Annotated in this window: 21 protein-coding genes; 14 read left to right on the forward strand and 7 right to left on the reverse strand. The window is 38.7% G+C overall.

The features are described 5' to 3' along the window. From pruA to AAC037_RS01695, 3 genes are all read right to left on the reverse strand, one after another. Window positions 1-1,424 (reverse strand): L-glutamate gamma-semialdehyde dehydrogenase (gene pruA, locus AAC037_RS01685; RefSeq protein ID WP_339901159.1); only part of this gene is annotated, 1,424 nt, incomplete at its 3' end. A gap of 147 nt (window positions 1,425-1,571) precedes the next feature. Beyond that, a complete protein-coding gene (locus AAC037_RS01690) occupies window positions 1,572-2,267 on the reverse strand; it encodes a YjjG family noncanonical pyrimidine nucleotidase (RefSeq protein WP_339901161.1) in 696 nt (231 codons plus the stop codon). A 6-nt stretch (window positions 2,268-2,273) separates the two neighbouring features. Then, window positions 2,274-2,657, reverse strand: a complete 384-nt coding sequence (locus tag AAC037_RS01695) for a metalloregulator ArsR/SmtB family transcription factor (protein ID WP_014019128.1) — start codon at window positions 2,655-2,657, stop codon at window positions 2,274-2,276. A 146-nt stretch (window positions 2,658-2,803) separates the two neighbouring features. On the opposite strand from AAC037_RS01695, the gene AAC037_RS01700 reads away from it, so the two are divergent. From AAC037_RS01700 to AAC037_RS01725, 6 genes are all read left to right on the forward strand, one after another. Continuing rightward, window positions 2,804-3,448 carry a carboxypeptidase-like regulatory domain-containing protein gene (locus tag AAC037_RS01700; RefSeq protein WP_339901162.1) on the forward strand — a complete coding sequence of 215 codons (645 nt, stop codon included), beginning with the start codon at window positions 2,804-2,806 and terminating at the stop codon, window positions 3,446-3,448. Between the two features lie 121 nt (window positions 3,449-3,569). Continuing rightward, a complete protein-coding gene (gene pafA, locus AAC037_RS01705) occupies window positions 3,570-5,210 on the forward strand; it encodes an alkaline phosphatase PafA (RefSeq protein WP_339901164.1) in 1,641 nt (546 codons plus the stop codon). 829 nt (window positions 5,211-6,039) lie between these two features. Beyond that, complete coding sequence (locus AAC037_RS01710; protein WP_339901165.1) at window positions 6,040-6,942, forward strand: TraB/GumN family protein; 903 nt, start codon at window positions 6,040-6,042, stop codon at window positions 6,940-6,942. A 411-nt stretch (window positions 6,943-7,353) separates the two neighbouring features. Next, window positions 7,354-7,602, forward strand: a complete 249-nt coding sequence (locus tag AAC037_RS01715) for a helix-turn-helix transcriptional regulator (protein ID WP_339901167.1) — start codon at window positions 7,354-7,356, stop codon at window positions 7,600-7,602. After that, complete coding sequence (locus tag AAC037_RS01720) at window positions 7,589-7,927, forward strand: HipA N-terminal domain-containing protein (RefSeq protein WP_339901169.1); 339 nt, start codon at window positions 7,589-7,591, stop codon at window positions 7,925-7,927. The genes AAC037_RS01715 and AAC037_RS01720 overlap by 14 nt, the downstream gene beginning before the upstream one ends. Further along, window positions 7,920-8,870, forward strand: a complete 951-nt coding sequence (locus tag AAC037_RS01725; protein ID WP_339901171.1) for a HipA domain-containing protein — start codon at window positions 7,920-7,922, stop codon at window positions 8,868-8,870. Before AAC037_RS01720 ends, AAC037_RS01725 begins: the two co-directional genes overlap by 8 nt. A 139-nt stretch (window positions 8,871-9,009) precedes the next feature. Here AAC037_RS01725 and AAC037_RS01730 read toward each other — a convergent pair whose 3' ends face one another. Both AAC037_RS01730 and AAC037_RS01735 read right to left on the reverse strand, forming a co-directional pair. Then, window positions 9,010-9,387: an ester cyclase gene (locus AAC037_RS01730; protein WP_339901173.1), complete on the reverse strand. Its 378-nt coding sequence runs from the start codon at window positions 9,385-9,387 to the stop codon at window positions 9,010-9,012. Between the two features lie 580 nt (window positions 9,388-9,967). Next, a complete protein-coding gene (locus AAC037_RS01735) occupies window positions 9,968-12,361 on the reverse strand; it encodes a glycoside hydrolase family 95 protein (RefSeq protein WP_339901174.1) in 2,394 nt (797 codons plus the stop codon). Between the two features lie 234 nt (window positions 12,362-12,595). Here AAC037_RS01735 and htpG point away from each other — a divergent pair, with 234 nt between their 5' ends. The 6 genes from htpG to AAC037_RS01765 all read left to right on the forward strand — a co-directional run bounded on the left by htpG (window position 12,596) and on the right by AAC037_RS01765 (window position 19,496). Then, complete coding sequence (gene htpG, locus AAC037_RS01740; protein WP_339901176.1) at window positions 12,596-14,479, forward strand: molecular chaperone HtpG; 1,884 nt, start codon at window positions 12,596-12,598, stop codon at window positions 14,477-14,479. Between the two features lie 240 nt (window positions 14,480-14,719). Next, window positions 14,720-15,136, forward strand: a complete 417-nt coding sequence (locus AAC037_RS01745; RefSeq protein WP_014019122.1) for an Rrf2 family transcriptional regulator — start codon at window positions 14,720-14,722, stop codon at window positions 15,134-15,136. Between the two features lie 129 nt (window positions 15,137-15,265). Continuing rightward, the gene (locus tag AAC037_RS01750) at window positions 15,266-15,991 is read left to right on the forward strand and encodes a phosphoadenylyl-sulfate reductase (protein WP_339901178.1); all 726 of its coding nucleotides are present in this window, start codon (window positions 15,266-15,268) and stop codon (window positions 15,989-15,991) included. 38 nt (window positions 15,992-16,029) lie between these two features. Continuing rightward, a complete protein-coding gene (locus AAC037_RS01755; protein WP_339901180.1) occupies window positions 16,030-18,132 on the forward strand; it encodes a nitrite reductase in 2,103 nt (700 codons plus the stop codon). Then, a complete protein-coding gene (cobA, locus tag AAC037_RS01760) occupies window positions 18,129-18,905 on the forward strand; it encodes a uroporphyrinogen-III C-methyltransferase (RefSeq protein ID WP_339901182.1) in 777 nt (258 codons plus the stop codon). Before AAC037_RS01755 ends, cobA begins: the two co-directional genes overlap by 4 nt. A gap of 6 nt (window positions 18,906-18,911) precedes the next feature. Next, complete coding sequence (locus tag AAC037_RS01765; RefSeq protein WP_339901184.1) at window positions 18,912-19,496, forward strand: bifunctional precorrin-2 dehydrogenase/sirohydrochlorin ferrochelatase; 585 nt, start codon at window positions 18,912-18,914, stop codon at window positions 19,494-19,496. 542 nt (window positions 19,497-20,038) lie between these two features. Here the strand turns inward: AAC037_RS01765 and AAC037_RS01770 are convergent. Together AAC037_RS01770 and lysA are read right to left on the reverse strand one after the other, a co-directional pair. After that, window positions 20,039-20,281 (reverse strand): hypothetical protein, encoded by a 243-nt coding sequence (locus AAC037_RS01770; protein WP_339901186.1) that lies wholly within the window; start codon window positions 20,279-20,281, stop codon window positions 20,039-20,041. Between the two features lie 265 nt (window positions 20,282-20,546). Beyond that, window positions 20,547-21,845 (reverse strand): diaminopimelate decarboxylase, encoded by a 1,299-nt coding sequence (gene lysA, locus AAC037_RS01775; protein ID WP_339901188.1) that lies wholly within the window; start codon window positions 21,843-21,845, stop codon window positions 20,547-20,549. 196 nt (window positions 21,846-22,041) lie between these two features. Between lysA and AAC037_RS01780 the strand changes: the two genes are divergently transcribed. Both AAC037_RS01780 and AAC037_RS01785 read left to right on the forward strand, forming a co-directional pair. Further along, window positions 22,042-23,757 (forward strand): HAMP domain-containing sensor histidine kinase, encoded by a 1,716-nt coding sequence (locus AAC037_RS01780; RefSeq protein ID WP_339901190.1) that lies wholly within the window; start codon window positions 22,042-22,044, stop codon window positions 23,755-23,757. Beyond that, window positions 23,754-24,043: response regulator (locus tag AAC037_RS01785; RefSeq protein ID WP_339901192.1), on the forward strand; the 290-nt coding region annotated here is incomplete at its 3' end. The genes AAC037_RS01780 and AAC037_RS01785, both read left to right, overlap by 4 nt.

Below are 24,043 nucleotides of genomic sequence, written 5' to 3' on the forward strand. Positions count from 1 at the left end.
TTGGTTGTAGCCAATTCAATGGCATACCTGTCTTTGGAAAAGATGGCACCTGTAAGGGCATATGGGGAACTTTGATCTACCAGTTCCAATGCTTCTTCAAAATGGTCTTCCTGATAGATATATAGGGTCAATACAGGCCCGAAAATTTCTTCCACCATGGTTTTATACAGGGGGTCTTGCACCAAAATTACCGTAGGCTCGATAAAGAATCCTTTGGTTTTGTCACAATTACCTCCGGCAAGTATTTCTACATTTGCTGCTGTTTTGGCATCTTCTATATAAGCACTTATTTTATCAAACGCTTTTTCATCGATTACAGCATTGATGAAATTACCAAAATCTTCTGTTCCTCCCATTTTCATGGAAGCAAGGTCAGCCAATAGGTGCTCCTTGACAGCCTCCCAAAGGTTAGAAGGAATATAGGCCCTTGATGCAGCACTACATTTCTGTCCCTGAAACTCAAAAGCTCCACGACTCAAGGCTGTAGCTACAGTTTTTGGATTAGCGGATTTATGGGCAATTACAAAGTCTTTGCCGCCTGTTTCTCCGACAATCCTGGGATAGGTTTTGTATTTGGATATGTTATTTCCAATTATTTTCCATAGAGATTGGAACACTCCGGTAGACCCGGTGAAATGTAGGCCGGCAAAATCAGGGTGAGAAAAAACAACATCCCCTGCTTCCGGACCATTTACATAGATCAGGTTGATCACACCATCGGGAAGGCCAGCCTCCTTAAATACCTCCATCAAAACACTGGCAGAGTAAATCTGAGTTTCGGCAGGTTTCCAAATCACGGTATTTCCCATCATGGCCGGAGCTGTGGGCAAATTACCAGCAATGGCGGTAAAATTGAAAGGCGTAATTGCAAAAACAAATCCTTCCAAAGGTCTTTGTTCCAGCCTGTTCCAAACACCATCCCCACTAATTGGAGGTTGCTGGGCATAGATTTCTGTCATGAATTTGACATTGAACCTAAGAAAATCTATCAATTCACAGGCCGCATCTATTTCTGCCTGAAAGGCATTTTTTGATTGGCCAAGCATGGTGGCAGCATTGATTTTATCACGGTATGGGCCGGCCAGTAAATCAGCAATCTTTAGGAAAATTGCTGCTCTTTGTTCCCATTGCATATTTTCCCAAGCCGGCTTGGCGCCTAAGGCTGCATTTATGGCTTGTTTAACATGCTCTTTGTCTCCCGAGTGAAATTGACCGATTTTATGCGCTCTGTCATGTGGAGGGTGTATGGCGGTGATGTTTCCGGTTTTCACTTCTTCACTACCGATATACATCGGAATGTCCATCTCTTGGTTTCTCGCTGTTTTTAGAGCATTTTGTAATGATGCCCTTTCTTTAGATCCGAGTGCATAATTTTTTACGGGTTCATTTTTTGGTTCCGGAACATTAAAAAAGCCTTTAAGCATAGTTGTATGGTCTTTTAACTTTGATTATGAGAGAACAATCCTTTGATTCTTTGTCATTCGACTTTTTTCCCTCACACAGAAGTTGATTAATAATGTGGTTATAAATCAAATATACAAATTATCACTCGCTTTAAAGAATGGATGGGCTTATAGAATATTTCCAAGCTCTGATAGGTGCTTAATTGTGAATGTTGGCTGAATTGTGATTTTTGTATTTAGCGGATTGTAATAAACCTGATCGATTTTGGCATTTTGTGCACCTTGAATATCCGATAATGGATTGTCTCCAATCATCAGACATTGCCTGGCATTGGCTTTTAATTGAACCAAAGTATGTTCAAAAATCCTTTTGTCAGGCTTTCTAAAACCTGAATTTTCAGAAGTTACAATCAAGTCAAAATAAGCATCCAACTTGGAAGATTTGAGTTTATTGTATTGACTTTGATTAAAACCGTTGGTAATGATATGTAATTGATATTTGGTTTTGAGGTAGTCCAGGATTTCAAAAGCCTGATCCATTACTTTTGGTTTGGAGGATGTTCGCAAAATAAACTCCTCCTCTAAGCCCTTTGGGATTTTGGATACCGGCAGTTTAGCTCTGTTGAAAACCTGCCTGAAACGCATGGCTCTCAGTTGATCTTTGTCTACCAAACCCTGGTTAAACTGCTCCCAAAGGTTGTGATTGGTTAATTGAAAGGCCTCAAAAAATAATTCAAAGCTAGGATTGCCCAGTTTTCCCAATTCATAATAGGCAAATAGTTCCAACAAAGAATCCCTGACATTGCTGTCATAATCCCATAAGGTATGGTCAAGGTCAAATAGTAGATGGCTGTATTTTTTCACTAATTGTTATTTTCTATAAGGGTTGTTTTCAATTTTATTGATGGCCAATTCCCTATTGGAATGCAATATCTCATAAACCTCCTGGTCACGTAGAAGGTTTTGATCTTTTTTAATGAATTTTAAAATTTGGTTTAGAATCTCATGTGCTTCATCCAAAACATAATAAAAAGTCCATTGGTCTTTTTTTCTACTGCCAATCAAACCTGCATTTTTCAAATAAGTGACATGGCGGCTTGTTTTGGTTTGGGTGAATTCTAAAATATGCTCGAGATCAGAAATACATAATTCTTCATTTTGCATGAGCAAGTGGAGTATTCTAACCCGAGCTTCTTCGGAAAGGGCTTTAAAGACCCGCATTCCATAGTTTAAACTTATGTTTTTTAACCGCATTTAATTAACTTTAACAAATAAATCGCTTTGAAGTTAATGAATTCAAAGGTAATTCACTTAATATCGTAAATTCATTGGGCTAATTACAAATAGTCAGAAATTTCTTGTTAATGTATCGGGGGTATACCTCGAGTAAAATTGTAAAAGTGAGACAAAGACTAATCCTATCATTTGTTGTTTTATTGGGGCTTTTGGGAAATTCAAGAGATGTCTTTTCTCAGGAAACCAATGATAAAAAAATAATTCAGTTTTCAGGAATCATTCTGAATGCAGACAGTACAACTGCCATTCCCGGCGTAAATATTTATGTGCCAAAAAAAGGTAGAGGGACAAGTAGTAATCGGTTCGGCTATTTTTCAATGCCGGTGCTTGCCGGAGATAGCATTGTCTTTTCTTATATTGGCTTAAAAAGACAAACAGTAACCATACCCGAAGACATTGAAAAGGACGAGGTGAGTTATATACTTACCATGGTGCAAGATGAAATTGCCCTGGAGGAAGTTCAGGTGATGCCTTACCCTACGGAGGAAGAGTTTAAAAATGCAATTTTAGCTGTAAATGTAGATGCTGAACCTCCTTTAAATAGAGGGAATCTAAGTCCTCAATTGCTCTTGCGTTGGGCAGCTGAAATGCCTGCCTCAGGCAATGAGAACTTCAGACAATTTACCAACCAGCAAACCCAACAAACAATGGACCGCTATGGGCCTAGACCCATGCCATTGCTTAATCCATTTGCTTGGGCACAGTTTATTAAATCCATCAAAAATGGAGATTTGAAGAACAAAGACTAATTGTTAAGGTTTGAAACTTTTATTTTCCGTTTATCCCAATTTTACACATTTATGATGCGCATCCCCTACTTTGGGTTTGCAAAAAGTTATATTTACAGGCAAAATTTTAAAATATAGCCATATGAAAAAATTGATTATACTGGGTTGCTTATTATTCTCCCAATTCAGTTTTGCTCAAGAGTACTCTGCGAGGGAAATTGAGCGACCAAAATTAGTGGTAGGAATTGTCGTGGATCAAATGCGACAGGAATATTTTTACAGGTTCCACGACCGATATGTTGAAGGAGGATTAAAGCGATTGATGCATGATGGTTTCATGATGCAGAACGGACATTACAATTATATCCCTACCTATACCGGCCCGGGTCATGCTTCCGTTTATACCGGCACTACTCCTGCAACTCATGGTATTATTGGCAATAACTGGTACATACGTGCGATGGATGATGATATTTATTGTGCCGAAGATAGTACCGTTTCAGCTGTTGGTGGAAGTGAAAGTAAGGGGAAAATATCTCCCAGAAACTTACTCACAACTACCATTACAGATGAGTTGAGGTTTGCCACAGGTAAAAGATCCAAGGTCGTAGGTGTAGCCATCAAGGACAGAGGAGCTGCTTTGCCGGCAGGGCATTTAGGAGATGCCTATTGGTTTGACGGCAGCACCGGAAATTTTATGACCTCAGATTATTACTATGAGGAATTGCCTGCATGGGTAAAAAGTTTTAATGAGCGGAAGTTGGCTGCAAAATACCTTGACCAGACTTGGGAAACGCTTTTCCCAATAGAAACCTATATTCAGGGTGCATCAGATGACAATGAATTTGAATCACCTTTTAAGGGAAAAGCCAGACCTACATTTCCATATGATTTGAAAAAATTGCAGAAAGACAATGGGGGCTTGGGTATGATCAGTTCTACCCCTTATGGCAATACTTTCACTGTAGACATGGCCATGGCAGCCATTCAAGGTGAAAAATTAGGTCAAAGAGGTGAAACTGACTTTTTGGCTGTAAGCTTTTCTACTCCGGATTATATTGGTCATAGATTTGGTCCTCAAGCCATTGAGGTGGAAGACAATTACCTGCGCCTAGACAGGGACCTGGCCAAGTTGTTTGATTATCTGGACAAAGAAATAGGTAAAGGCCAATACTTGGTTTTCCTTACCGCTGATCATGGGGTGGCAGATGTGGTCAACTATATGAAAAGTGAGCGCGTAACAGCAGGAAGCTTGGATACCAAAGCTTTGACTACCGGTTTGGATAACTTTATCAAAGAAAAATATGGAGAAGGAGACTGGATTTCCAATTTCTCTAATCAACAAATATTCCTTAACAGAGAGTTAATTGCAGAAAAAGGGCTTTCGCTGGCTGAGGTTCAGACTGAGATTTCAGATTACTTGCTGACCTTTGATGGCATTAAGGAAACTTATACCGGCGAAACGATGCGCAACCAAGAATTTACCACAGGTCTGAAACATTTATTGCAAATGGGTTACAATCACAAGGCCTCCGGGGATGTGATGGTGGTCATGGAACCTGCTTGGCTTGCCAATGCAGGAAAGGGTACTACACATGGCACAGGTTTTACCTATGATACCAATGTACCAATTGTATTTTATGGTTGGGGTATAAAACCGGGTAGCAGTAGCAGGTATGCGACCATTACAGATATTGCCCCAACTTTATCCATGATGTTAAAAACCAGGCTTCCAAACGGAGCTACCGGTCAACCAATCCTTGAAATTGTTGATGCAAAATAATTCCTATAATTAGTTTATTGTATTGGAAATGCCTGGCTTAAAGTCAGGCATTTTTTTTGGAAGGCCATGCTGTATTACATTTTATTGGTCAAGTCAACTTTTACCCGAAATATGCAATAAACCTTCTATTACCTGATGGAATCACTTCAAAAGCAATCACTTCGCTGCTATTACGAATCCTATTACATAATGCAGATTAAATTCTCCTTTATTTAATTGGCCTAGGTTTGACAGTAAATTATTTGGATATTTTTTTCATTTTTATTATGTTTATATAGGTTGATGTCTTAGTTATCAATAATTAATGTTGGGTATAAATTGGAGAAGGTGGTTTTTTTACGCTTTCCGGAAATCAAATGGTATTTGGTAAATACCCTGAAATATATCGTTTAAAAAAAGGGGGGGACCTTCAACTTGTTTTAAGTTCGATCAAGCCATAAAGAGAATAAGGGCAGTAGAAAACAATAACATCCTAATATTGACTGAGAAAGATTGTTATTTAACACAGCAAAAAGGTGTTATTTTGGAACATTGGCCCAAATTAACAGAAGATGAAGTGGGGAGGCACCCCTAAATAGAAACCAAATTTTCGATGCCGATTTCCATAATGCACATTGCTTTTGGCGTATTGGGGAAAAAGGTCATTTGAACTTGTAGAAAAATCAAAAAAGAAAAAAAACATCTACCAACAAGCAGTACCTCTTACCCCACATTGGGTAGCTTTTTTGGGCAATGGAAAGCTGTTGTTTTCTTCTAAATTGATTTTCGATGGTAATACACCCAAGCCCTATTTGGTGTTACTAAAGGAGGATAATGAAAAAAAAATAATATGGGAGGCAAATTGAGTCGCACGGTTATCATGCTGTTTTATCTTCAGCTTATTTCTTGTCAATTTGTTTGGGCTCAGGGTGAAAATAAAATAGGTACTGACACCTTGAATACGGTGTTATTTAAAGTCACTTCTAGCCATTCGAACAAGGTTTCTTATCTTTTTGGTACCCACCATGCATTTGGAAAATCCTTCTTCGACACTTTATATAATGTCCACCAAGCTTTGTCAGCTAGTGAAGTGCTGATAAAAGAAAACTTGAATATTTCAGGGCATTTGGCAGAAGACATAATCAATAGGAGAACAGTCAAGACCAAATGGTCCAAATACTTGAAAATAGATGAGCTTACTTTTGTTAAAAATTTGTTCGCTTCCAGTCCAACCAATTTTCATAAAATGACACCAACGGAAATGTATGTTTTCCTGAACAGGCATTTCAATCAACAAGTTTGTCTGTCAAAAGACCAAACTGATCCTTCCCTTACCTTAGATGACTATATAGCCCTAAAAGCCAAGGAGCATAATGTAAAACTGTTTGGTCTTGAAACAACGGAAGAGCAAATAGAACTTATCAATAAAGACGTTGAAGGCATGCCACGAAAAGTACATAAAAGAAGGCTGTCAAATATTATTGCAAAAATCAAGAGTCGAAATAACAATTACTGTGAGGAAACAGAATGGTACAAGCAAATGGAAATTGATTATCAATTTAATCTGCCTTGTAGCAATAATTTACTGCTTACCGATAGGAATAATAAATGGATGGGTGACATTGTCAAATTGATTGAGTCTAACAATTGTTTCATTGCAGTAGGCTTAAGTCATTTGATGTACGAATGTGGAATAATTAAGCAATTGCAAAATCAGTCTTATACGATCTCACCAGTGATAGTAAATCAGTAGGAGGTATTCCCCTGCTAGGAGTAGATTGCATCTACTCCTTCGTATTTAAAGAAAATTTAAAAGTGAAAGAGATGAAATATTCAATTACCGCAACTAAAACATGCCATTGTTATTGGCTGCATCTGTAGGTACCTGTTGGATGGAATCCCAGTGTTCGCAGATTTTTCCCGCCTCATCAAATCTGAAAAAATCTCCGCTGTGTTTTGATTATAGTTGTAACTATCATAAAATTTGTGATTTGCCCGAAGTAGCATTATAATAATTAGCCAAAAAAATTTTAAGAAGTAGTCCTATAACCTATTATTATACCCTACCGGGTACAATTTTAACTTGATGATATAATTTATACCCGATAGGGTATATTATTACTCGATTTCGTATATTTGTACCCGAACGGGTAATTATATACGAATGAATTCAGGAAATCACTCAATTGCACTTCTATTAAGTAGGTTTGTAAAAGAAAAAAGAAAGGACTTAGGGCTAACCCAGAAAGAGCTGGCAGATAAAGCTGGCGTAGGGTTGCGCTTTGTACGCGAATTAGAACGTGATAAACCTTCCCTTCAAATGGATAAAGTTAACCAGGTACTGGTATTGTTTGGTTTTGAACTTGGGCCAGTGCCAATGAACCGAAATAAACTGATCCATGAGAAAGGCTAAAGTTTTTATGTATAATAATTGGGCTGGAACCCTTAAAGAGGATGAGGAAGGATATCATTTTCAATACAGTAATGATTATCTGAGAAAAGACAATGCAGAGCCCGTAAGTTTGACACTTCCACTGCAGGAAAAGCCATTTAAGGATAAAGTGCTTTTCCCCTTTTTTGATGGTTTGATACCTGAAGGGTGGTTATTGGATATCGCTGAAAAAAACTGGAAACTAAATGCCCGTGATCGAATGGGTTTGTTACTTAAAACATGTCAGGACTGCATAGGTGCAGTGAGCATTCAATCCATAGAAGAAGAGTACAATGAAAATGAGTAAGAGAAACTGTTTATACTGTTACCAGAAACTGGATGGGGGCGGAATAGATTTTCACTCAAAATGCAGCAAGAAAATTTTCGGTAAGCCTCTTCCTCCCCTATTAGAATATACAAATGATCAGATGTTGGAACTGGCTGAAAAGATCATACAGAGTCAATCGACTGTGCCCGGAGTCCAAGCAAAACTCTCCTTAGGCTTACAAACCATTGATGAAAAAGATAAGCCTCAAAAACTGACTATTATGGGTTTTTGGGGAGAATATATTTTGAAACCACCCAGTGAGCATTATAAAAGTTTGCCGGAGCTGGAAGATCTCACGATGCATCTGGCAGCTATAGCAGGTATTAGGACGGTCCCGCATTCTCTGATACGGCTAAAGTCAGGTGAACTTTCTTACATTACCAAACGAATAGATAGAAAAGGAAAACAAAAATACCACATGGAAGACATGTGTCAATTGACCGATCGGTTAACAGAATCGAAGTATCGTGGTTCCTATGAACAGATTGGGAAAACATTGGTTCAATTTTCAAACAATCCGGGATTTGATATCATCAACTTTTTTGAGCAGGTGGTGTTTTGCTTCCTTACCGGCAACAACGACATGCACATGAAAAACTTCTCCCTGTTTAAAGATCCGGAAAAGGGGTACAACCTGAGCCCTGCTTACGACATGATAGCAGCTCAATTGGTTGTTGAAGGAGATAGCGAAGAATTAGCACTTACCCTAAATGGTAAGAAAAAGAAAATAACTCGCAAGGATTTTGAAGCAGCTATGGCTAGGTTTGAAATTGATCAAAAAGCTTTCGATAACATCTTCCTACGTTTCAAAAAAGCGATGCCTAAATGGCATGATTTCTTGGAAAAAAGCTTTCTTCCGGACGAAATGAAAGATGCCTATCAAGTAATGATTGGAAAAAAAGCCAAACAGATAAGGCTATAATTCAATTGGTTAAGATTATTCAAATAGCTTGTTTATCCCCTGCCCTACTAGAAGTAGATTGCATCTACTCTTTCGTAATTAAAGGGTATTTAAAAGTGAAATATATACAAAATTCAATTACCTAAAACCGACAATAAAACTAAAACATGCCATTGTCATTGGCTGCATCGGTAGGCACCTGTTGGATGGAATCCCAGTGTTCGCAGATTTTTCCGGCTTCATCAAACCTGAAAAAGTCCATGGTGACGTATTGATCATTTCCTGGCCAGATTTGCCGGGTATGAAGGGCTACTAGATCACCCTCAGCAATACAACGTAAAAATTCGATGGATTTTTCGGGGTATTCTCGCTGCATTTTATCAAAATAATCAATAAAACCTTGTGGGCCATTGGCTACTGCGGGGTTGTGTTGAATGTATTCCTCACCCACATATTTTTCTACCGCCTCTTTTGGCTTCCCTAGGTAGGCAGTTTTGTAAAAGTCGATGGCGTTTTTCTTATTTGTGTCCGTATTCATGGTTTTAGGTTCTTTTGCAATAATGATTAAATGGGATAATACAATCCGAATTTTCCAATAAGAAACGTTTAGCTATCTCATAGGTTATGATTTTGTCAGCATTGTTGCGGAAATAAGCAACAATGCCGCCAAAATCGATTAACGTTTTATTCACCATTCCGGTAGCTGAGGCCACCGGCTATAATCATGTCACCCCTGCCGGGGTTTTAGTTTTGCGTATTGATTAGGATTTGGTTTTTATTTAGGAAAGCGACGTTAAGATTTTGTCAGCATTGTTACAGAAAAAAGCAACAATACCGCCAAAATCAAGATGGCGCTATAATTTTACACCAAGGGCTGACACCCTTGGCTGAGATATTTCGACCCTTCAGGCCTTGGTGAGGTCAAGTGGAATAGAGTGCGATCAGAGTTGTGAAATAGATATTTTGATTTTGGCGGTATATTCAAGTTTCCGTGGGTTGCCACCACTTGGTTATTATTGTTGAAGTCCTTCAGGCAACTTTATGCATTGAAAACATCTCAAAGGCAGGTACCTGTAGAACTGAAGAAGTCACCCTCAGGGCTAACAATTTATTAAAATTTACAAAAGCACTTGTGAAGCGCCTTTTTCCAGGTCTATTTCATATTCCTTGCCCTGACATAAAATCTTTGTCTTGCCACCGGAAATGGACAAAATTTCGGCTTTTTTGAGTTTGCCGGCTTCCCATTCCATGCTTATTTCAAAATTCCCTCTGGCTTTAAGTCCTTTTACTTTACCGGTGTTCCATGCTTGAGGTAGGGCTGGCAGTAATCGGATAATTCCTTCTTCGTGTGACTGTACTAACATTTCTGCTATGCCTGCTGTAGCCCCAAGATTGCCTTCGATCTGGAAAATTTTACCCAGCAAGTCAAACATATTGGGAGACAATTGAGTGGCCATCATTTCATGGATATGCTCAAGTCCTTCTTCTCCCTTTTGCAAGCGGGCAAAGAAATTGATGATCCAGGCCCTGCTCCATCCGGTCTGTCCGGCGCCACCGTAAGTCAATCGCCTTCCAATGGTTTTCTCTGCTGCTTTAAATAATTCAGGAGTAGCCTGTGTAATTTGGTTGGAAGGATACAAGGCATACAGATGAGACATGTGTCGGTGGCCTGGTTCCACTTCTTCATAGTCCTCGTACCATTCCTGAAGGGTGCCGTTTTCCCCGATTTTGATTGGTGGTAATTTGTTGGACGCTTTTTCAATAGCTGAAGTCAATTGCTTGTTACCAATGATTTCCTCTGCTTTCAGACAAGCATTGAAGATGTCATTGATGATTTGGATGTCCATGCTGGCAGCCGTAGTGTTTTTTGTGGCTTTGCCTGTATTTGGATCTATATAGGCATTTTCCGGAGAGTAAGAAGGAGAAGTGACCAATTCACCTTTTTTATTCTCCTTTAGGAAATCCAAAATAAATTGAGCGGCACCAGCCAGGACAGGGTAAGCAGTTTGCTCTAAATAGTCTTGGTCTTGCGTGAACTCATAATGCCTCCATAAGGAGAGGGACATCCATGCTCCGGCAAGTGGGTTGGAATAGCCATTGGTCATTTGAGAGTCCTTGGTGGATCCGGATGGAGTAGTTCTTCCAAAAGGATTGCTAACATGGTGGGCCATCCATCCAGAGGATCCAATGAATTTTTCTGCCGTTGTCTCTCCGTTTTTTGCCAATTTCTCCATGAAATTGGACAATGGAATAAAGGCCTCGGACAGGTTGGTCTGATCAGCAGGCCAGTAGTTCATTTGCAAGTTGATGTTCAGGTGGAAGTCTGATTCCCAGGGAGCCCACATCTCTTTGTTCCAGATGCCTTGTAAATTGGCAGGTAGGATGGCCCTGTTGACAGAACTGCCCATCAATAGATACCTGCCGTATTGAAAAAACAATTCCGTAATGTGATTGTCATTGGTGCCTTCTCGCACCTGATCTAGTCGTTTGTCGGTAGGAATGGTGTCCTGAAGTGGGCTTCCTAAAGATAGGGCTACCCGGTTAAACATTTCACTGTGTGCTGCAGTATGCGCCTCTTTAGCTGTGTTATAAGCAGTTTCCAGTGCTCCAACTAGTGTTTTTAAGGCCTTGTCTTTTGCATCAATGTTTCTGTCAAAGTTCAGCTTGGCTAAATTATAATCCGTTGCTGCACTGACAATAACCGTATACCCTGTGCTGTTTTCGATCTTGAGGGTGTTCTCCTTTCCACTGATGCTGCCATCATCCAAAGTAGCCGTTATTTGAGAGGCGAATTTCATGTGCAAGCCGGGTTCACCTGAGCCATCTACATTGTCATCATAACCGTTAGGGTCGTCAAATACCTGACCATCCACAAATAGTATTTCGCCTTCTCCTATGCTTTGAACAATGTCTTTTTCTCGATCAAAACGAATGGTACTGTTGATCGGCTCTCCATCCAAACTTTCAAAACGATAAAAAATTACATTGTATTTGTCGGAAGAAAATGCTTCCCGTAGGTATCTTTTCCCATCAATAGTGTAGGTGGAAGATACAATGCCGGTTTCCATATCTAGGGTCCTGCGGTAATTTTCAGGAGATTTTTGATGGTCAAAAGTAATATACAATTCCCCAAGGGGTTCATAAGACCGAATGGAAGTAGGCGAAACGGCCAAATGTTCCATACCGTAATTTAAAGCTGCTTCGTATTTGCCTTCCATATTCAATTCTTGGAAGGCTGCATAATGCTTTTGTACATCCTCAGGGTAAGGGTCTTCCGGCATTCCTGCCCAAAGGCTTTCTTCATTGAGTTGAATTTGTTCCTCTTTCACTCCGCCAAAAATCATGGCGCCTAATCTCCCATTACCTATAGGTAGGGCTTCCAGCCATTCATTGGCTGGAGAGGTATACCAAAGCTGCATTTTTTTTGAATTGTCGGTCTTCTGGGCTTCGCTTTGACAGCTTCCTAGAAACAATGTCAGGTTCATTAGGATTGAGAGAATAATGGAACGCATGCTCAATTGGGTTTGATGGAACGGCATAATACTAAAATATTTTCATTCCTTTTCTTAAATTACTGTAAACGGAGACTATAAATTAGACAAGGAGAAAATTTAACCCCTAGGCCTTGATTTTACATAAGTCTCTAAGCAAGAACTGACAATTTGACATTAAAGTGAGTTTGGAACAAGTCTTGATTTAAGGGAATCAAAATAATTGACATTGTTTAAATAAAAATAAAAAATACCATGCAGGAAAAAGGTACAATTTCGATTCACACCGAAAATATCTTCCCCATTATCAAGAAATTCTTGTATTCTGATAATGAAATCTTTTTAAGAGAGTTGGTGTCCAATTCAGTGGATGCGACACAGAAAATCAAAAGGTTGGCTACTTTGGGTCAGTACAAAGGTGAGTTAGGAGACTTAACCATAGATGTAAGTTTTGATAAGGATAAAAAGTATATCAAAATTACTGACCGTGGCTTGGGTATGACAGCCGAGGAAATCAAAAAGTACATCAATCAGATCGCTTTTTCGGGAGCTTCCGAATTTGTGGAAAAATTCAAGGATGCCAAGGATGCCAATGAGATCATTGGTAAGTTTGGGTTGGGTTTTTATTCTGCATTCATGGTGGCCGATACCGTTGAGATAGACTCATTGTCTTATCAAGATGGTGCAGAACCTGCCAAATGGACTTGTGATGGAAGTACTGAGTTTGAAATTTCCCCAGGGACAAGGACAGAAAGAGGTACAGAGATTACCTTAAATATTAATAGCGAATCGGAAGAATTTCTGGAAAAATTCAAGCTTCAGGGAATTTTAGACAAGTATGCTAAATTCTTACCTGTACCGATTCGATTTGGCACCAAGACGGAAAGTGTAGAGGATGGTGTGGATGATAAAGGAGAGAAGAAATATAAATCCGTAGAGGTTGACAATATCATCAATACAACCGATCCTATTTGGACCCAATCCCCTAGTGAACTTACCGATGAAGATTACCTGAAATTTTATAAGGAACTGTATCCAATGAGTGAAGACCCACTTTTTTGGATTCATTTGAATGTAGATTATCCTTTTAACCTTACCGGAGTATTGTATTTTCCTAAGGTTAAGAATGACTTTGAGCTTCAAAGGAATAAAATCAAACTTTTTAGTCGTCAGGTATTTATTACGGATGAAGTAAAAGACATTGTACCTGAATTTTTGATGTTACTTCATGGGGTAATAGACTCACCGGATATACCGCTAAATGTATCTAGAAGTTTCTTACAGGCAGATAGCAATGTTAAGAAAATCAATAACTACATTACCAAGAAAGTAGCCGATAAACTGGGAGAGCTTTATAAAAAAGACAGGAAAGTTTATGAAGACAAATGGAAGGACATTGGTCTTTTTGTGAAATATGGCATGATCTCAGAAGACAAATTCTATGAGAAAGCCAAAGATTTTGTCTTGCTGAACAATACCAATGGGGAATATTTTACCTTGGACGAATACCAAGAAAAAGTGAAGCCTCTACAGACAGGAAAAGATGATAAATTGGTTTGCCTGTATGCAACAGATGCAGACAAGCAAGATACTTTCATTCAGTCTGCCAATAAAAAGGATTATGATGTGTTGTTGATGGATTCACCAATAGACAGTCATTTTATCCAAAACATTGAAAGCAAGCTGGAAAATACCAGTTTGAAGAGGGTGGATGCTGATGTGGTGGATAAGCTTATTGAAAAAGAAGGTGGCTATGAAAACCTATTGAGCGAAGATCAATCCAAGAAGGTAAAAGAGATTTTTGAAAAATCCATTGCCAATCAATCTTATTCGGTAGAAGTAGAGGGCGCAAGTCCTGAGGAAATGCCAGTGACCATTACCATGGATGAATTTATGCGTAGGATGAAAGACATGGCTCAAAATGGTGGCGGAATGGGCTTTTATGGAGCCATGCCGGACAATTATAAAGTCGGAATCAACGGGAATCACCCGGTGATAGATAAAATTTTGAAAACTGAAGATGAAGAAGCACAATTGAAACTTGCCAAGCAAGCATTCGACCTGGCTTTGGTTTCTCAAGGATTGTTAACAGGCAAAGCCTTGACAGCCTTTGTTAAACGAAGTGTAGATTTGATCTAATATTCTGATTTTCTTCCTTATTAAAATGAGACAAGCGCCTGGTTAATTTCAGGCGCTTGTTTTTTATTTATGCCCATTTATTTTTCAAATTTTTATAATCAAACCTAAGAAATTAAATTTTTATTGGAAAGTGATTATCTTTAAGTTGAATTAGTCAAGGAGACCTTCGGTGGATAATGCAAGAGAATCTATCTTTGCTGCTTTTTCCGGTTTAACGTTAAGCAAACCTTTACATAACCCATGCTATCAAAAAAAACAAAATATGCTTTTCATGCTTTGACCTATTTGGGTAAACATAAAGACCAAGGAGCTGTTCCTATTCAAGAAATCTCTACCCACCACAATATATCCCACAAGTTTTTAGAAAATATTCTACTTGAATTGAAGAAAGCAGGTTTGCTGGGCAGCAAAAAAGGCAAAGGAGGAGGCTATTACCTAATCAAACTTCCCAATGAAATCCCTTTGTCTAAGGTAATACGACTGCTTGATGGTCCCATTGCTTTGTTGCCTTGTGTTAGCCTGAACTACTATGAACCCTGTGAGGAATGCGCCAGTCAGGAGAAATGTGGGCTAAATATGGTAATGGCAGAGGTGAGAGATGAAACCCTTAAAATATTAGAAATGAAAACCTTACAAGATATTTTGGAACGCGAATAATTTTTTACCATTTACTCTATAATATTTGTAGGTTTTGTGTACTTTTGTGTTTCCGGAAGACTGTGTAAGTCATGGCCGGGTAAAAGGTGATTTTCTAACCCACAATTACCTTCAGCAAAACGAGATAATATGATTGAAGCAAGTGAAATTAAAGAACTTATTCAAAGGATAGAAAAGTTATCCATTGAAGAGACTATGAGGCTTTTGGGAGACCTATTCCCTAATGAGGTTATATTCTCCACATCCTTTGGTCAGGAAGATCAGGTGATAACTCAGAAAATAGCTAAAAATAAGCTTCCAATTGAAATCTTTACCTTGGATACAGGAAGGTTGTTTTATGAGACCTATGACTTGTGGTCCAAAACGATTGTCAAATACGGAGTATCGATCAAGCCTTACTACCCCAATACAGCTGCAGTAGAGGACTTGGTTAGTAGCAATGGAATCAATGGGTTCTATCAGTCGGTAGAAAACAGAAAGTCTTGTTGTTACGTAAGGAAGGTTGAGCCTTTGAAGCGTGCATTGCAAGGGAATAAAGTGTGGATTACCGGGCTTAGGGCAGAACAAAGTCCAAATCGCCAAAACATGCAGTTGTTGGAATGGGATGAAGGGAATCAGATATTGAAGTACAACCCTTTATTGCATTGGACGATGGAAGAAATGTTGGATTATATCAAGGAAGAAGGTATTCCTTACAACACCCTTCATGACAAGGGATTTATCAGTATTGGTTGTGCTCCGTGTACCCGCGCGATTATGCCGGGAGAAGATGCCCGCGCCGGAAGATGGTGGTGGGAAGCTTCTCAAAAAGAATGTGGACTGCATGAGCAGGGAGCCATTGCCAATAAATCCTAATTAAAATTAGTAACAGCTAAAACTGAAAAATATTTAAGATGCAAAGTTTCAGAACTGAAATAGAAAATCCGGTAGTAGAAAAAGATATTCTTGAACTGGAGAAAAAAATAGCCCTGTTTAAAAATGGGAAAATTGATGATGAAAAATTTAGAAGTCTTCGATTAGCTCGTGGAATATATGGGCAACGCCAGGAAGGTGTTCAAATGATACGTATTAAGCTGCCTTATGGTAGAGTGACTTCAAGCAAGCTTAACAGAATCTGTGATGTGTCAGAAAAGTACTCCACAGGAAGGTTGCATATCACCACAAGGCAGGACATTCAAATACATTATGTCAGCATAGACAGTACACCTGAACTATGGGCAGAATTGGATAAGGATGATGTTACCATTAGAGAAGCATGCGGTAATACAGTTAGAAATGTAACCGCCTCAGAAACGGCAGGGATAGATCCTAATGAGCCATTTGATGTAACGCCATATGCCGATGCTACATTTAAGTACATGCTTAGGAATCCCATTAGTCAGGAGATGGGGAGGAAGTTCAAAATAAGTTTCTCCTCTTCTGACGAGGATACCGCACTTTCGTACCTACATGATCTTGGTTTTATTGCCAAAGTGAAGCATGAGGATGGGAAAGTGATCAGGGGATTTAAAGTATTGTTGGGTGGAGGATTAGGTTCTCAGCCCCGACACGGTGATGTGGTATATGAGTTCTTGCCTACCGATCAAATCATCCCATTTATTGAAGGCGTGGTAAGGATTTTTGACAGACATGGAGAAAGAGCGAAGAGGATGAAAGCCAGGATGAAATTCCTTATCACCAATCTTGGGGTTGAGGAGTTTTTGAAATTGGTAGAAGAAGAAAAGCTTGCCCTTCCTTTCCAAACTTATCCAATTGATGTCTCAGAATATGAAGCGGAAAGGGTTTTGCCGAACCCTACAATGCCTGAATTTACTGTGCCTGCAGATGAGAATTACAGACGTTGGAAACTGACCAATGTATTGCCTCAAAAGCAAGAAGGTTATTTTTCAATTGGTGTGAAGGTTCATCTTGGCGATTTTTATTTGAAAGAAGCCCGACAATTGGCTGCTTTGGTAAAGAAATACGCCAGTGATGAAATTAGGTTTACACTTCGTCAGAACCTATTGATAAGAGATGTGAAAGAAGAGTTAATCCCTTTCTTTTACCAGGAGTTGGAAAAATTAAGCATGGTGGACTATGGGTACAATTCTGTAGGAGACATTACCGCTTGTCCGGGTACAGATACTTGTAACTTAGGTATTGCCAGTAGTACCGGTGCTGCGGCAGTGATGGAGAAAGTGATTTTGGATGAATATCCTGAGTTTTTACTAAACAAAGACCTGACCATTAAAATTTCCGGTTGTATGAATGCCTGTGGGCAGCATAATATGGCCTCAATAGGCTTCCAGGGAATGTCAATGAAAGTAGGGAAGGCAGTCTTGCCGGCTCTACAGGTGTTGTTGGGAGGCGCCACCTTTGGAGATGGGCAAGGTAAATTTTCAGATAAAGTAATCAAGGTACCTAGTAAAAGAGGTCCTGAAGCTTTGCGTGTCTTGTTAAACGATTTCAAGGCAGGGGCAGAGAATAATGAGAGCTATGCGGCTTATTATGATAGAAAAGGTCAAATGTATTTCTATGAAATGCTGAAGCCTTTGGCCAGCACAGATAATATCATAGACAGTGACTTTATTGACTGGGGTAACGATGAAGCCTACGTCAAAGCCATCGGTGTAGGTGAATGTGCTGGAGTTGTGATTGACTTGGTGTCTACCTTGCTATTGGAAGCAAGAGAGAAATTGGCAGGGGCAGAGGATAGTCTGAAAGCAGAAAAATGGTCAGACGGCATCTATCAGACTTATACAAGTATGATGAGCGCAGCCAAAGCCATACTTACTGCGGAAGGAGCCAAAACCAATAGCTATGCCCATATCGTCAATGAATTTGACAAGCATTTTACAGAAAGTGGCAAGATTAATCTTCCTGCCTCTTTTTCTGAACTGGTTTATAAAATCAAAGAAAATCAACCGTCACAAACCTTTGCTTTGGCTTACTATAAAATTGCAGAACAGGTATTTGATGCAATAAACGATTACAGGGCTAAAGAAGTACATGCATGATGAATGAGATTAGACCAAGGGTTACCCTGGTAGGTGCCGGTCCCGGTGACCCGGAATTGATAACATTGAAAGGCATTTTGGCACTTAACAAAGCAGACGTAGTTTTGTACGATGCCTTGATAGATACCTCTTTGCTCAATCATGCACCTGATAAGGCCTTAAGGATCTATGTAGGAAAGCGAAATGGAAGTAAGAAAAATCCTCAGGAGGAAACCAACCGGATGTGTGTTTACTATGCCCAAAAATATGGGCATGTGGTAAGGCTTAAAGGAGGGGATCCATTTGTCTTTGGAAGGGGGGCGGAAGAATTGGATTATATCCAACAGTTCGATATTAAAGTGGATGTTGTTCCCGGGATATCTTCTACTGTTGCCGTTCCAGCAGCCGCAGGAATACCTGTAACAAAAAGGGGTGTTTCAGAGAGCTACTGGGTGATAACCGGTACCACATCGAATGGTGAACTGTCAAGAGATTTGTTGCTGGCTAGTAAATCCAAAGCTACGGTGGTCCTTTTAATGGGAACCAGGAAACTGGGAGAGATTGTGCGGATTTATGAAGAGCAGGGATATACAGATAAGGCCATAGCGATCATAGAACGTGGGACCACCCGAGAGGAAAAGATAGTGGCAGGGACGATCAGCAATATTGAAAAAAAAGCGCATGAAGACCAAGTTGGGGCACCTGCCATAATTATTATTGGTGATGTGGTTAGGGAAAGTCCCAAATTGAAAGCAGTTTATGAAGCTGTTGTATTTGAAAATAAACTGAATTAGTTAAGGATGAATGAATTGTATCCGGTTTTCTTAAAGATGCACCAACTGGAAACCTTATTGGTTGGTGGTGGGAATGTCGGATTGGAAAAATTAACTTTTCTATTGAAATCAAGTCCGAATGCTAAGGTGACTGTTGTTTCCATAGCCTTTTTGGAGGAGATTGTTGAAATCGCCAAAAACAATCCCAATATAATGTTGGTGAAAGAAGCTTATAATGAACAGTATCTCAATGAGAAACACTTGGTTATTGCGGCAACCGACGACAAAGAGGTCAATAAGGAAGTATATAGGGATGCTAAAAAGCGGTTTCTGCTTGTTAACGTGGCTGATACCCCGGAGTTCTGCGATTTTTACCTTGGGGGCATTGTAACCAAAGGGAATATAAAAATTGGCATCAGCACCAACGGGAAAAGCCCCACTACTGCCAAAAGGTTGCGGCAACTTTTTGAGGAAATAATTCCTGAGGACATCAATGAGATGGTTGAAAACATCAATAAGTATCGAGCAACTTTAAAAGGTGATTTTGAGGAGAAGGTGGATGCCTTGAATAAACTAACTGTAGGCTTGATGAACAAGAATAATAAAGAATGAACAAATAAAAAGGGGCTGTTTAGCCCCTTTTTATTTGTTCGTTTTTCAAATCATTGATGTAGGATTTCAATAATTTTAATTTTTGTTCTTCACTCAGTTTTAAATCGGACTGTAAGAACCGATCAAAATGTCTATACATGGTTTTTCAGGTTATTTGTAAAATTAAATATAATATTTAATTTGAAAAAGACCAATTGATTGGGGTTTTTCATCCAAATAACCATACATTAATTTTACTTCAGTCGCAAAATATGGACAATAGTAAAAAATTAACCAAGGTTTCAGGTTACTGGTCAACCTATCCCATTTCTTATTTTTCGAAATAACTTAATTGTAAGTTTAATATTAGATCAAATTAAATAGGCAGATTTGGCCATTCTTATACAATAGTCCTGACAAGAGAAGCCTGATGATTTAATGGTTTTGACCTACCTGATAATTTTTTTTAGTTATTGATTTGCTGTTTTCTTCATATCAAAAAAGTAAAGTTTAAATAATTCCTTCAGGTTGAAAATTGACCTTAATCAGTTCTCAACCTGAAGTCATAAATCGATCGCTTGATCAGTGTCAAGTAATTCGATATAATCACTGAAATATTTGTTAAAGGTTGCTACCAAATGGCTTAAATCACCATTCTGCATTTCTTGATGGATCTTGACAGTATCCATCCCCAATGCTTCACTTAAGGTTTCTGCGTATTCAAGAAGATCTTCTCCAATACCCCCGTTGTTTCTTTGATCCAAATGGACCTGCATAATTGCCTTTGTTTTGGACGCCATCATCATTTAATAGTTATTTAGTAAAAATTTTCTTTAACGGTTAACAATTCACACCATTCTTTGAACAAAAGTTGTTTCAGATAATGTAATTTGTTTTACGAAAGTCATTTTTTGTAATTCAATTTTTGAAATATTATTTTATGTTATTGAAATACACTTTAATGAAATCCTTAATTGCTGTTATATTTCTATAAATAATAGAATTAAATTGGAATATACAAATCGCAATTAAAAATAATTTCCTGGACGAAATTGTGCGGTAAAAGGAGGTTTATTTGGTGGAGTTAAAAATGAATTTTCCATCTGGAATTTTGGAAAAAGTAACAAAAATGTAGGAATAAAAAAGGGACAAAATTTTTTTTTTGAGTATATCATCCATGCTCTCGCGCTTCCGAATAAGGTGATCTTTCTTATTTAAGATCAATACTTCAGCAGGTCTAAACCTTGAATTGTAATTGGAGGACATGCTATAACCGTAAGCTCCGGCATTTTTGATCGCAATAATGTCCCCTTCTTTGACTTCCTTGATTTTGCGGTCTGCAGCAATGGTATCCGTTTCACAGATATAACCCACAATGGTGTAGACTCTTTCTGGACCATCAAGTTTGGAAATGTTTACTACACTATGGTAGGCATCATACATCATTGGCCTTAACAAATGATTGAGGCCTGAGTTGACACCTACAAAGGTGGTGGCCGGAGTAGGTTTTACTACATTGGCTTTGGTAAGTAAATAGCCACACTCGCTTACCAAAAATTTCCCCGGTTCAAACCAGATTTCCAATTCTCTACCATATTCTTTGCAGAACGCTTTAAATGCTGCCGAAACTTTTTTTCCTACATCCTGAATATCGGTGGTGATGTCACCATTTTTATAGGCGACTTTAAATCCTCCTCCAAAATCAAGAAATGCCAAATCCTTAAATTCTCTGGCGGCATCAAATAATATCTCTGCACCTTGTAAGAATACTTCAGCATCAAGAATGTCTGATCCAGTGTGGACATGAAGTCCAACCACGTTTAAATCATAGGCTTGAACTACCTTAATAACGTGTTTTAACTGAAGGATGGAAATGCCAAACTTACTATCAATATGGCCTACAGAGATTTTTGCATTTCCGCCAGCTAAAATATGTGGATTTAAACGGATGCATATGGGAACATCATTTCCATATTCTGTTCCAAAATGCTCAAGCATGGGGATACTGTCAATGTTTACCATGATTCCATAAGCTACAGCCTCCTTGATTTCCTCAAAATCAACACAATTAGGAGTGTACATGATCTCTTCAGGAGAGAAACCCACATGTAGGCAAAGCTTTACCTCTTCAATGGAAACAGCATCTACCCCGGTACCGGCTTTCTTCATCAGCTTTAATATGTTGATGTTAGAAAGTGCCTTGGTAGCATATTTTATTTTCATCTTTACATCGGCAAATGCTTTTTTCAAAGTTTCTACCTGATGAAGGATTTTCTCCCCGTCATAAACATATACAGGGCTACCGTATTTCTCGGCAATATTCAGTAAGGGAATTTCCCCTATGCAATATTGTTGGTTTTTGATTTCCATTGCTTGTGATTTAGCCAGCAAATATAGATAAAGGATGGTAAAGTTAAAATGTAAAAGAGATAAGTCCTGTGAAAACGGAATCTTGATTGATTAATTTGGGTTATTAAATAATACCAAATAGGATTTTGCTAAGGTTTTACCTGTTAAAAAAAGTTAAGGAAGTGATTTAGAGGCGCTAATCATTTAGATTTGTAATATGTCAAAAACGAGTATCAAAATCATTGTTTTCTTGATGTCCCTAGCAAGTTTAGGGTTGATAGGTTTTCAGTTTTATTGGGTAGGGAATGTGCTTAAAATCAATGAAGAGCGTTTTGAGCAAAATGTTTATCAAGCACTTTCCTCAACTTCCGACCGTATAGAGAAAGGTGAAGCCAGTGATATATTGTTGAGTTCCCTCGCCAGAGATACGATTTTTCAAAAGGCTTTGTTGCAACCCATTGAGCCGATACAGTTGCAAGTAAGAAGGAGAAAAGTGGCCGTAAACAGGCCTTCAGTATTGGATTCACTTTTTGATCAGCCTATCCCTCAAATATCCCCTACTTTTAGGAAATTAATTGCCTCCAAAGAGGGGGAACCCAAAACTTTTAGCCAAATTGAAAAATACTTTTACATGTCACCTTCGGTGGCTTCCAGTCTTTTTACTCCGGATGAGCTGGAAATTTTACTTGCCGAAAAAGAACGCTACCTGCAATTTCTAAGTGAGAGAGACAGGAAAATGAGCAAAAGACAATATGCCAATAGTAGGCAGAATTTTATCATAGAGGAGTTGAATGTGTCACGAAATGTGGCAGAAAGTATTGTACAGGCCAATATGAAGATTGAATTGGTTGAAGTGGTGATTCATCAATTGTTGGCCCAGGGAAATCAGCATGTACTCAACAGACTTGATACCACGATGGTGAAAAAAGAAGTCAGAGATCAATTAATCAATAGAAATATTGACCAACCCTTTGAGTTAGGGATCGTTGGTAATAAAAACGAAATCGTGGGAATAGGCCATGTAAGTGATTTGGAATTTCTTAAAAATAAAGGGATAAAAGCAGAATTGTTCCCAAGTGACCTTTTGGGAGTAGAGAATTATTTGGTCATTCATTTCCCGAAAAAACAAAATTACCTGATGCAAAAAGTGTTTTTGCCCTTGGGCAGTTCTTTGGTGTTTATGTGCATCATTATTGTTTGCTTTGTGTATGCCATAAAGGTGATTATCCGGCAGAAAAAGGTTTCTGAAATAAAGAATGACTTCATCAATAATATGACGCACGAGTTTAAAACACCTATATCTACCGTAAGTTTGGCCGTAGAAGCCTTACAGGATCCGGATTTATTTGGAGAGCAAGCTTTGCGTAAAAGGTATTTAAACATTATTAAGGATGAAAATGTAAGGCTAGGTAAGCAGGTTGAGCAAGTGTTGCAAGCTGCTGCCCTTGAAAAAAATGATTTTAATCTTAAAATAGAGAAGGTTGACCTAAAAGAACTTATTGAAGCTACCAAGAAGCATTTTGAATTGCTCGTGGAAAATAGAGGAGGGACATTATCAACAGAATATTCTCTTTTGACAGGGCAGCTGGAAGTGGATGTTTTTCACCTGAACAATATTCTCAACAATTTGCTTGACAATGCCACCAAATATTCCAAAGATGCTCCGATAATAAAAATAACCGTTGAGGAGACGGAAACAAACTTTACCTTGTCCATAAGTGACAAAGGAATTGGTATCAGTAAAGAGGCGCAGAAAAAAATATTTGACAAATTTTACAGGGTGCCAACAGGTAATTTGCACGATGTGAAAGGTTTTGGATTAGGGCTTTCCTATGTTAAAACAATGGTAGAAGCACATAATGGAACGATAAGGCTAGATAGCAATCCCGGGCAGGGAAGCGTGTTTACTATAAACTTACCCAAAAATAAATGAGCAAGATCAAAATTTTATTGGTAGAAGATGATCCCAACCTGGGAGATATATTGAAAGAATATTTAGGCGTAAAAGGCTTCGAAGTAATTTTATGTAGGGATGGAGAAGAGGGCTGGAATAAATACAAGAAAGATTACTACCAGTTATGTCTGCTAGATGTAATGATGCCCGTAAAGGATGGTTTTACCTTAGGGAAGGAGATAAGAAAAGTGGAAGAAAATATCCCCATTATTTACCTGACGGCAAAAAACATGAAAGAAGATGTCATCAAGGGCTTTCGGATTGG

This window comes from uncultured Cyclobacterium sp. (assembly GCF_963976465.1).
Lineage (GTDB): Bacteria > Bacteroidota > Bacteroidia > Cytophagales > Cyclobacteriaceae > Cyclobacterium.

Coding starts and splice junctions, on each gene's coding strand:
- AAC037_RS01750 (WP_339901178.1), top strand. CDS start 15,266: ATGATTGAAGCAAGTGAAATTAAAGAACTTATTCAAAGGATAGAAAAG.
- AAC037_RS01710 (WP_339901165.1), top strand. CDS start 6,040: ATGGGAGGCAAATTGAGTCGCACGGTTATCATGCTGTTTTATCTTCAG.
- AAC037_RS01765 (WP_339901184.1), top strand. CDS start 18,912: ATGAATGAATTGTATCCGGTTTTCTTAAAGATGCACCAACTGGAAACC.
- pafA (WP_339901164.1), top strand. CDS start 3,570: ATGAAAAAATTGATTATACTGGGTTGCTTATTATTCTCCCAATTCAGT.
- AAC037_RS01755 (WP_339901180.1), top strand. CDS start 16,030: ATGCAAAGTTTCAGAACTGAAATAGAAAATCCGGTAGTAGAAAAAGAT.
- AAC037_RS01745 (WP_014019122.1), top strand. CDS start 14,720: ATGCTATCAAAAAAAACAAAATATGCTTTTCATGCTTTGACCTATTTG.
- lysA (WP_339901188.1), bottom strand. CDS start 21,845: ATGGAAATCAAAAACCAACAATATTGCATAGGGGAAATTCCCTTACTG.
- AAC037_RS01725 (WP_339901171.1), top strand. CDS start 7,920: ATGAGTAAGAGAAACTGTTTATACTGTTACCAGAAACTGGATGGGGGC.
- AAC037_RS01730 (WP_339901173.1), bottom strand. CDS start 9,387: ATGAATACGGACACAAATAAGAAAAACGCCATCGACTTTTACAAAACT.
- AAC037_RS01770 (WP_339901186.1), bottom strand. CDS start 20,281: ATGATGATGGCGTCCAAAACAAAGGCAATTATGCAGGTCCATTTGGAT.
- AAC037_RS01720 (WP_339901169.1), top strand. CDS start 7,589: ATGAGAAAGGCTAAAGTTTTTATGTATAATAATTGGGCTGGAACCCTT.
- AAC037_RS01780 (WP_339901190.1), top strand. CDS start 22,042: ATGTCAAAAACGAGTATCAAAATCATTGTTTTCTTGATGTCCCTAGCA.
- AAC037_RS01695 (WP_014019128.1), bottom strand. CDS start 2,657: ATGCGGTTAAAAAACATAAGTTTAAACTATGGAATGCGGGTCTTTAAA.
- AAC037_RS01715 (WP_339901167.1), top strand. CDS start 7,354: ATGAATTCAGGAAATCACTCAATTGCACTTCTATTAAGTAGGTTTGTA.
- htpG (WP_339901176.1), top strand. CDS start 12,596: ATGCAGGAAAAAGGTACAATTTCGATTCACACCGAAAATATCTTCCCC.
- AAC037_RS01735 (WP_339901174.1), bottom strand. CDS start 12,361: ATGCGTTCCATTATTCTCTCAATCCTAATGAACCTGACATTGTTTCTA.
- cobA (WP_339901182.1), top strand. CDS start 18,129: ATGATGAATGAGATTAGACCAAGGGTTACCCTGGTAGGTGCCGGTCCC.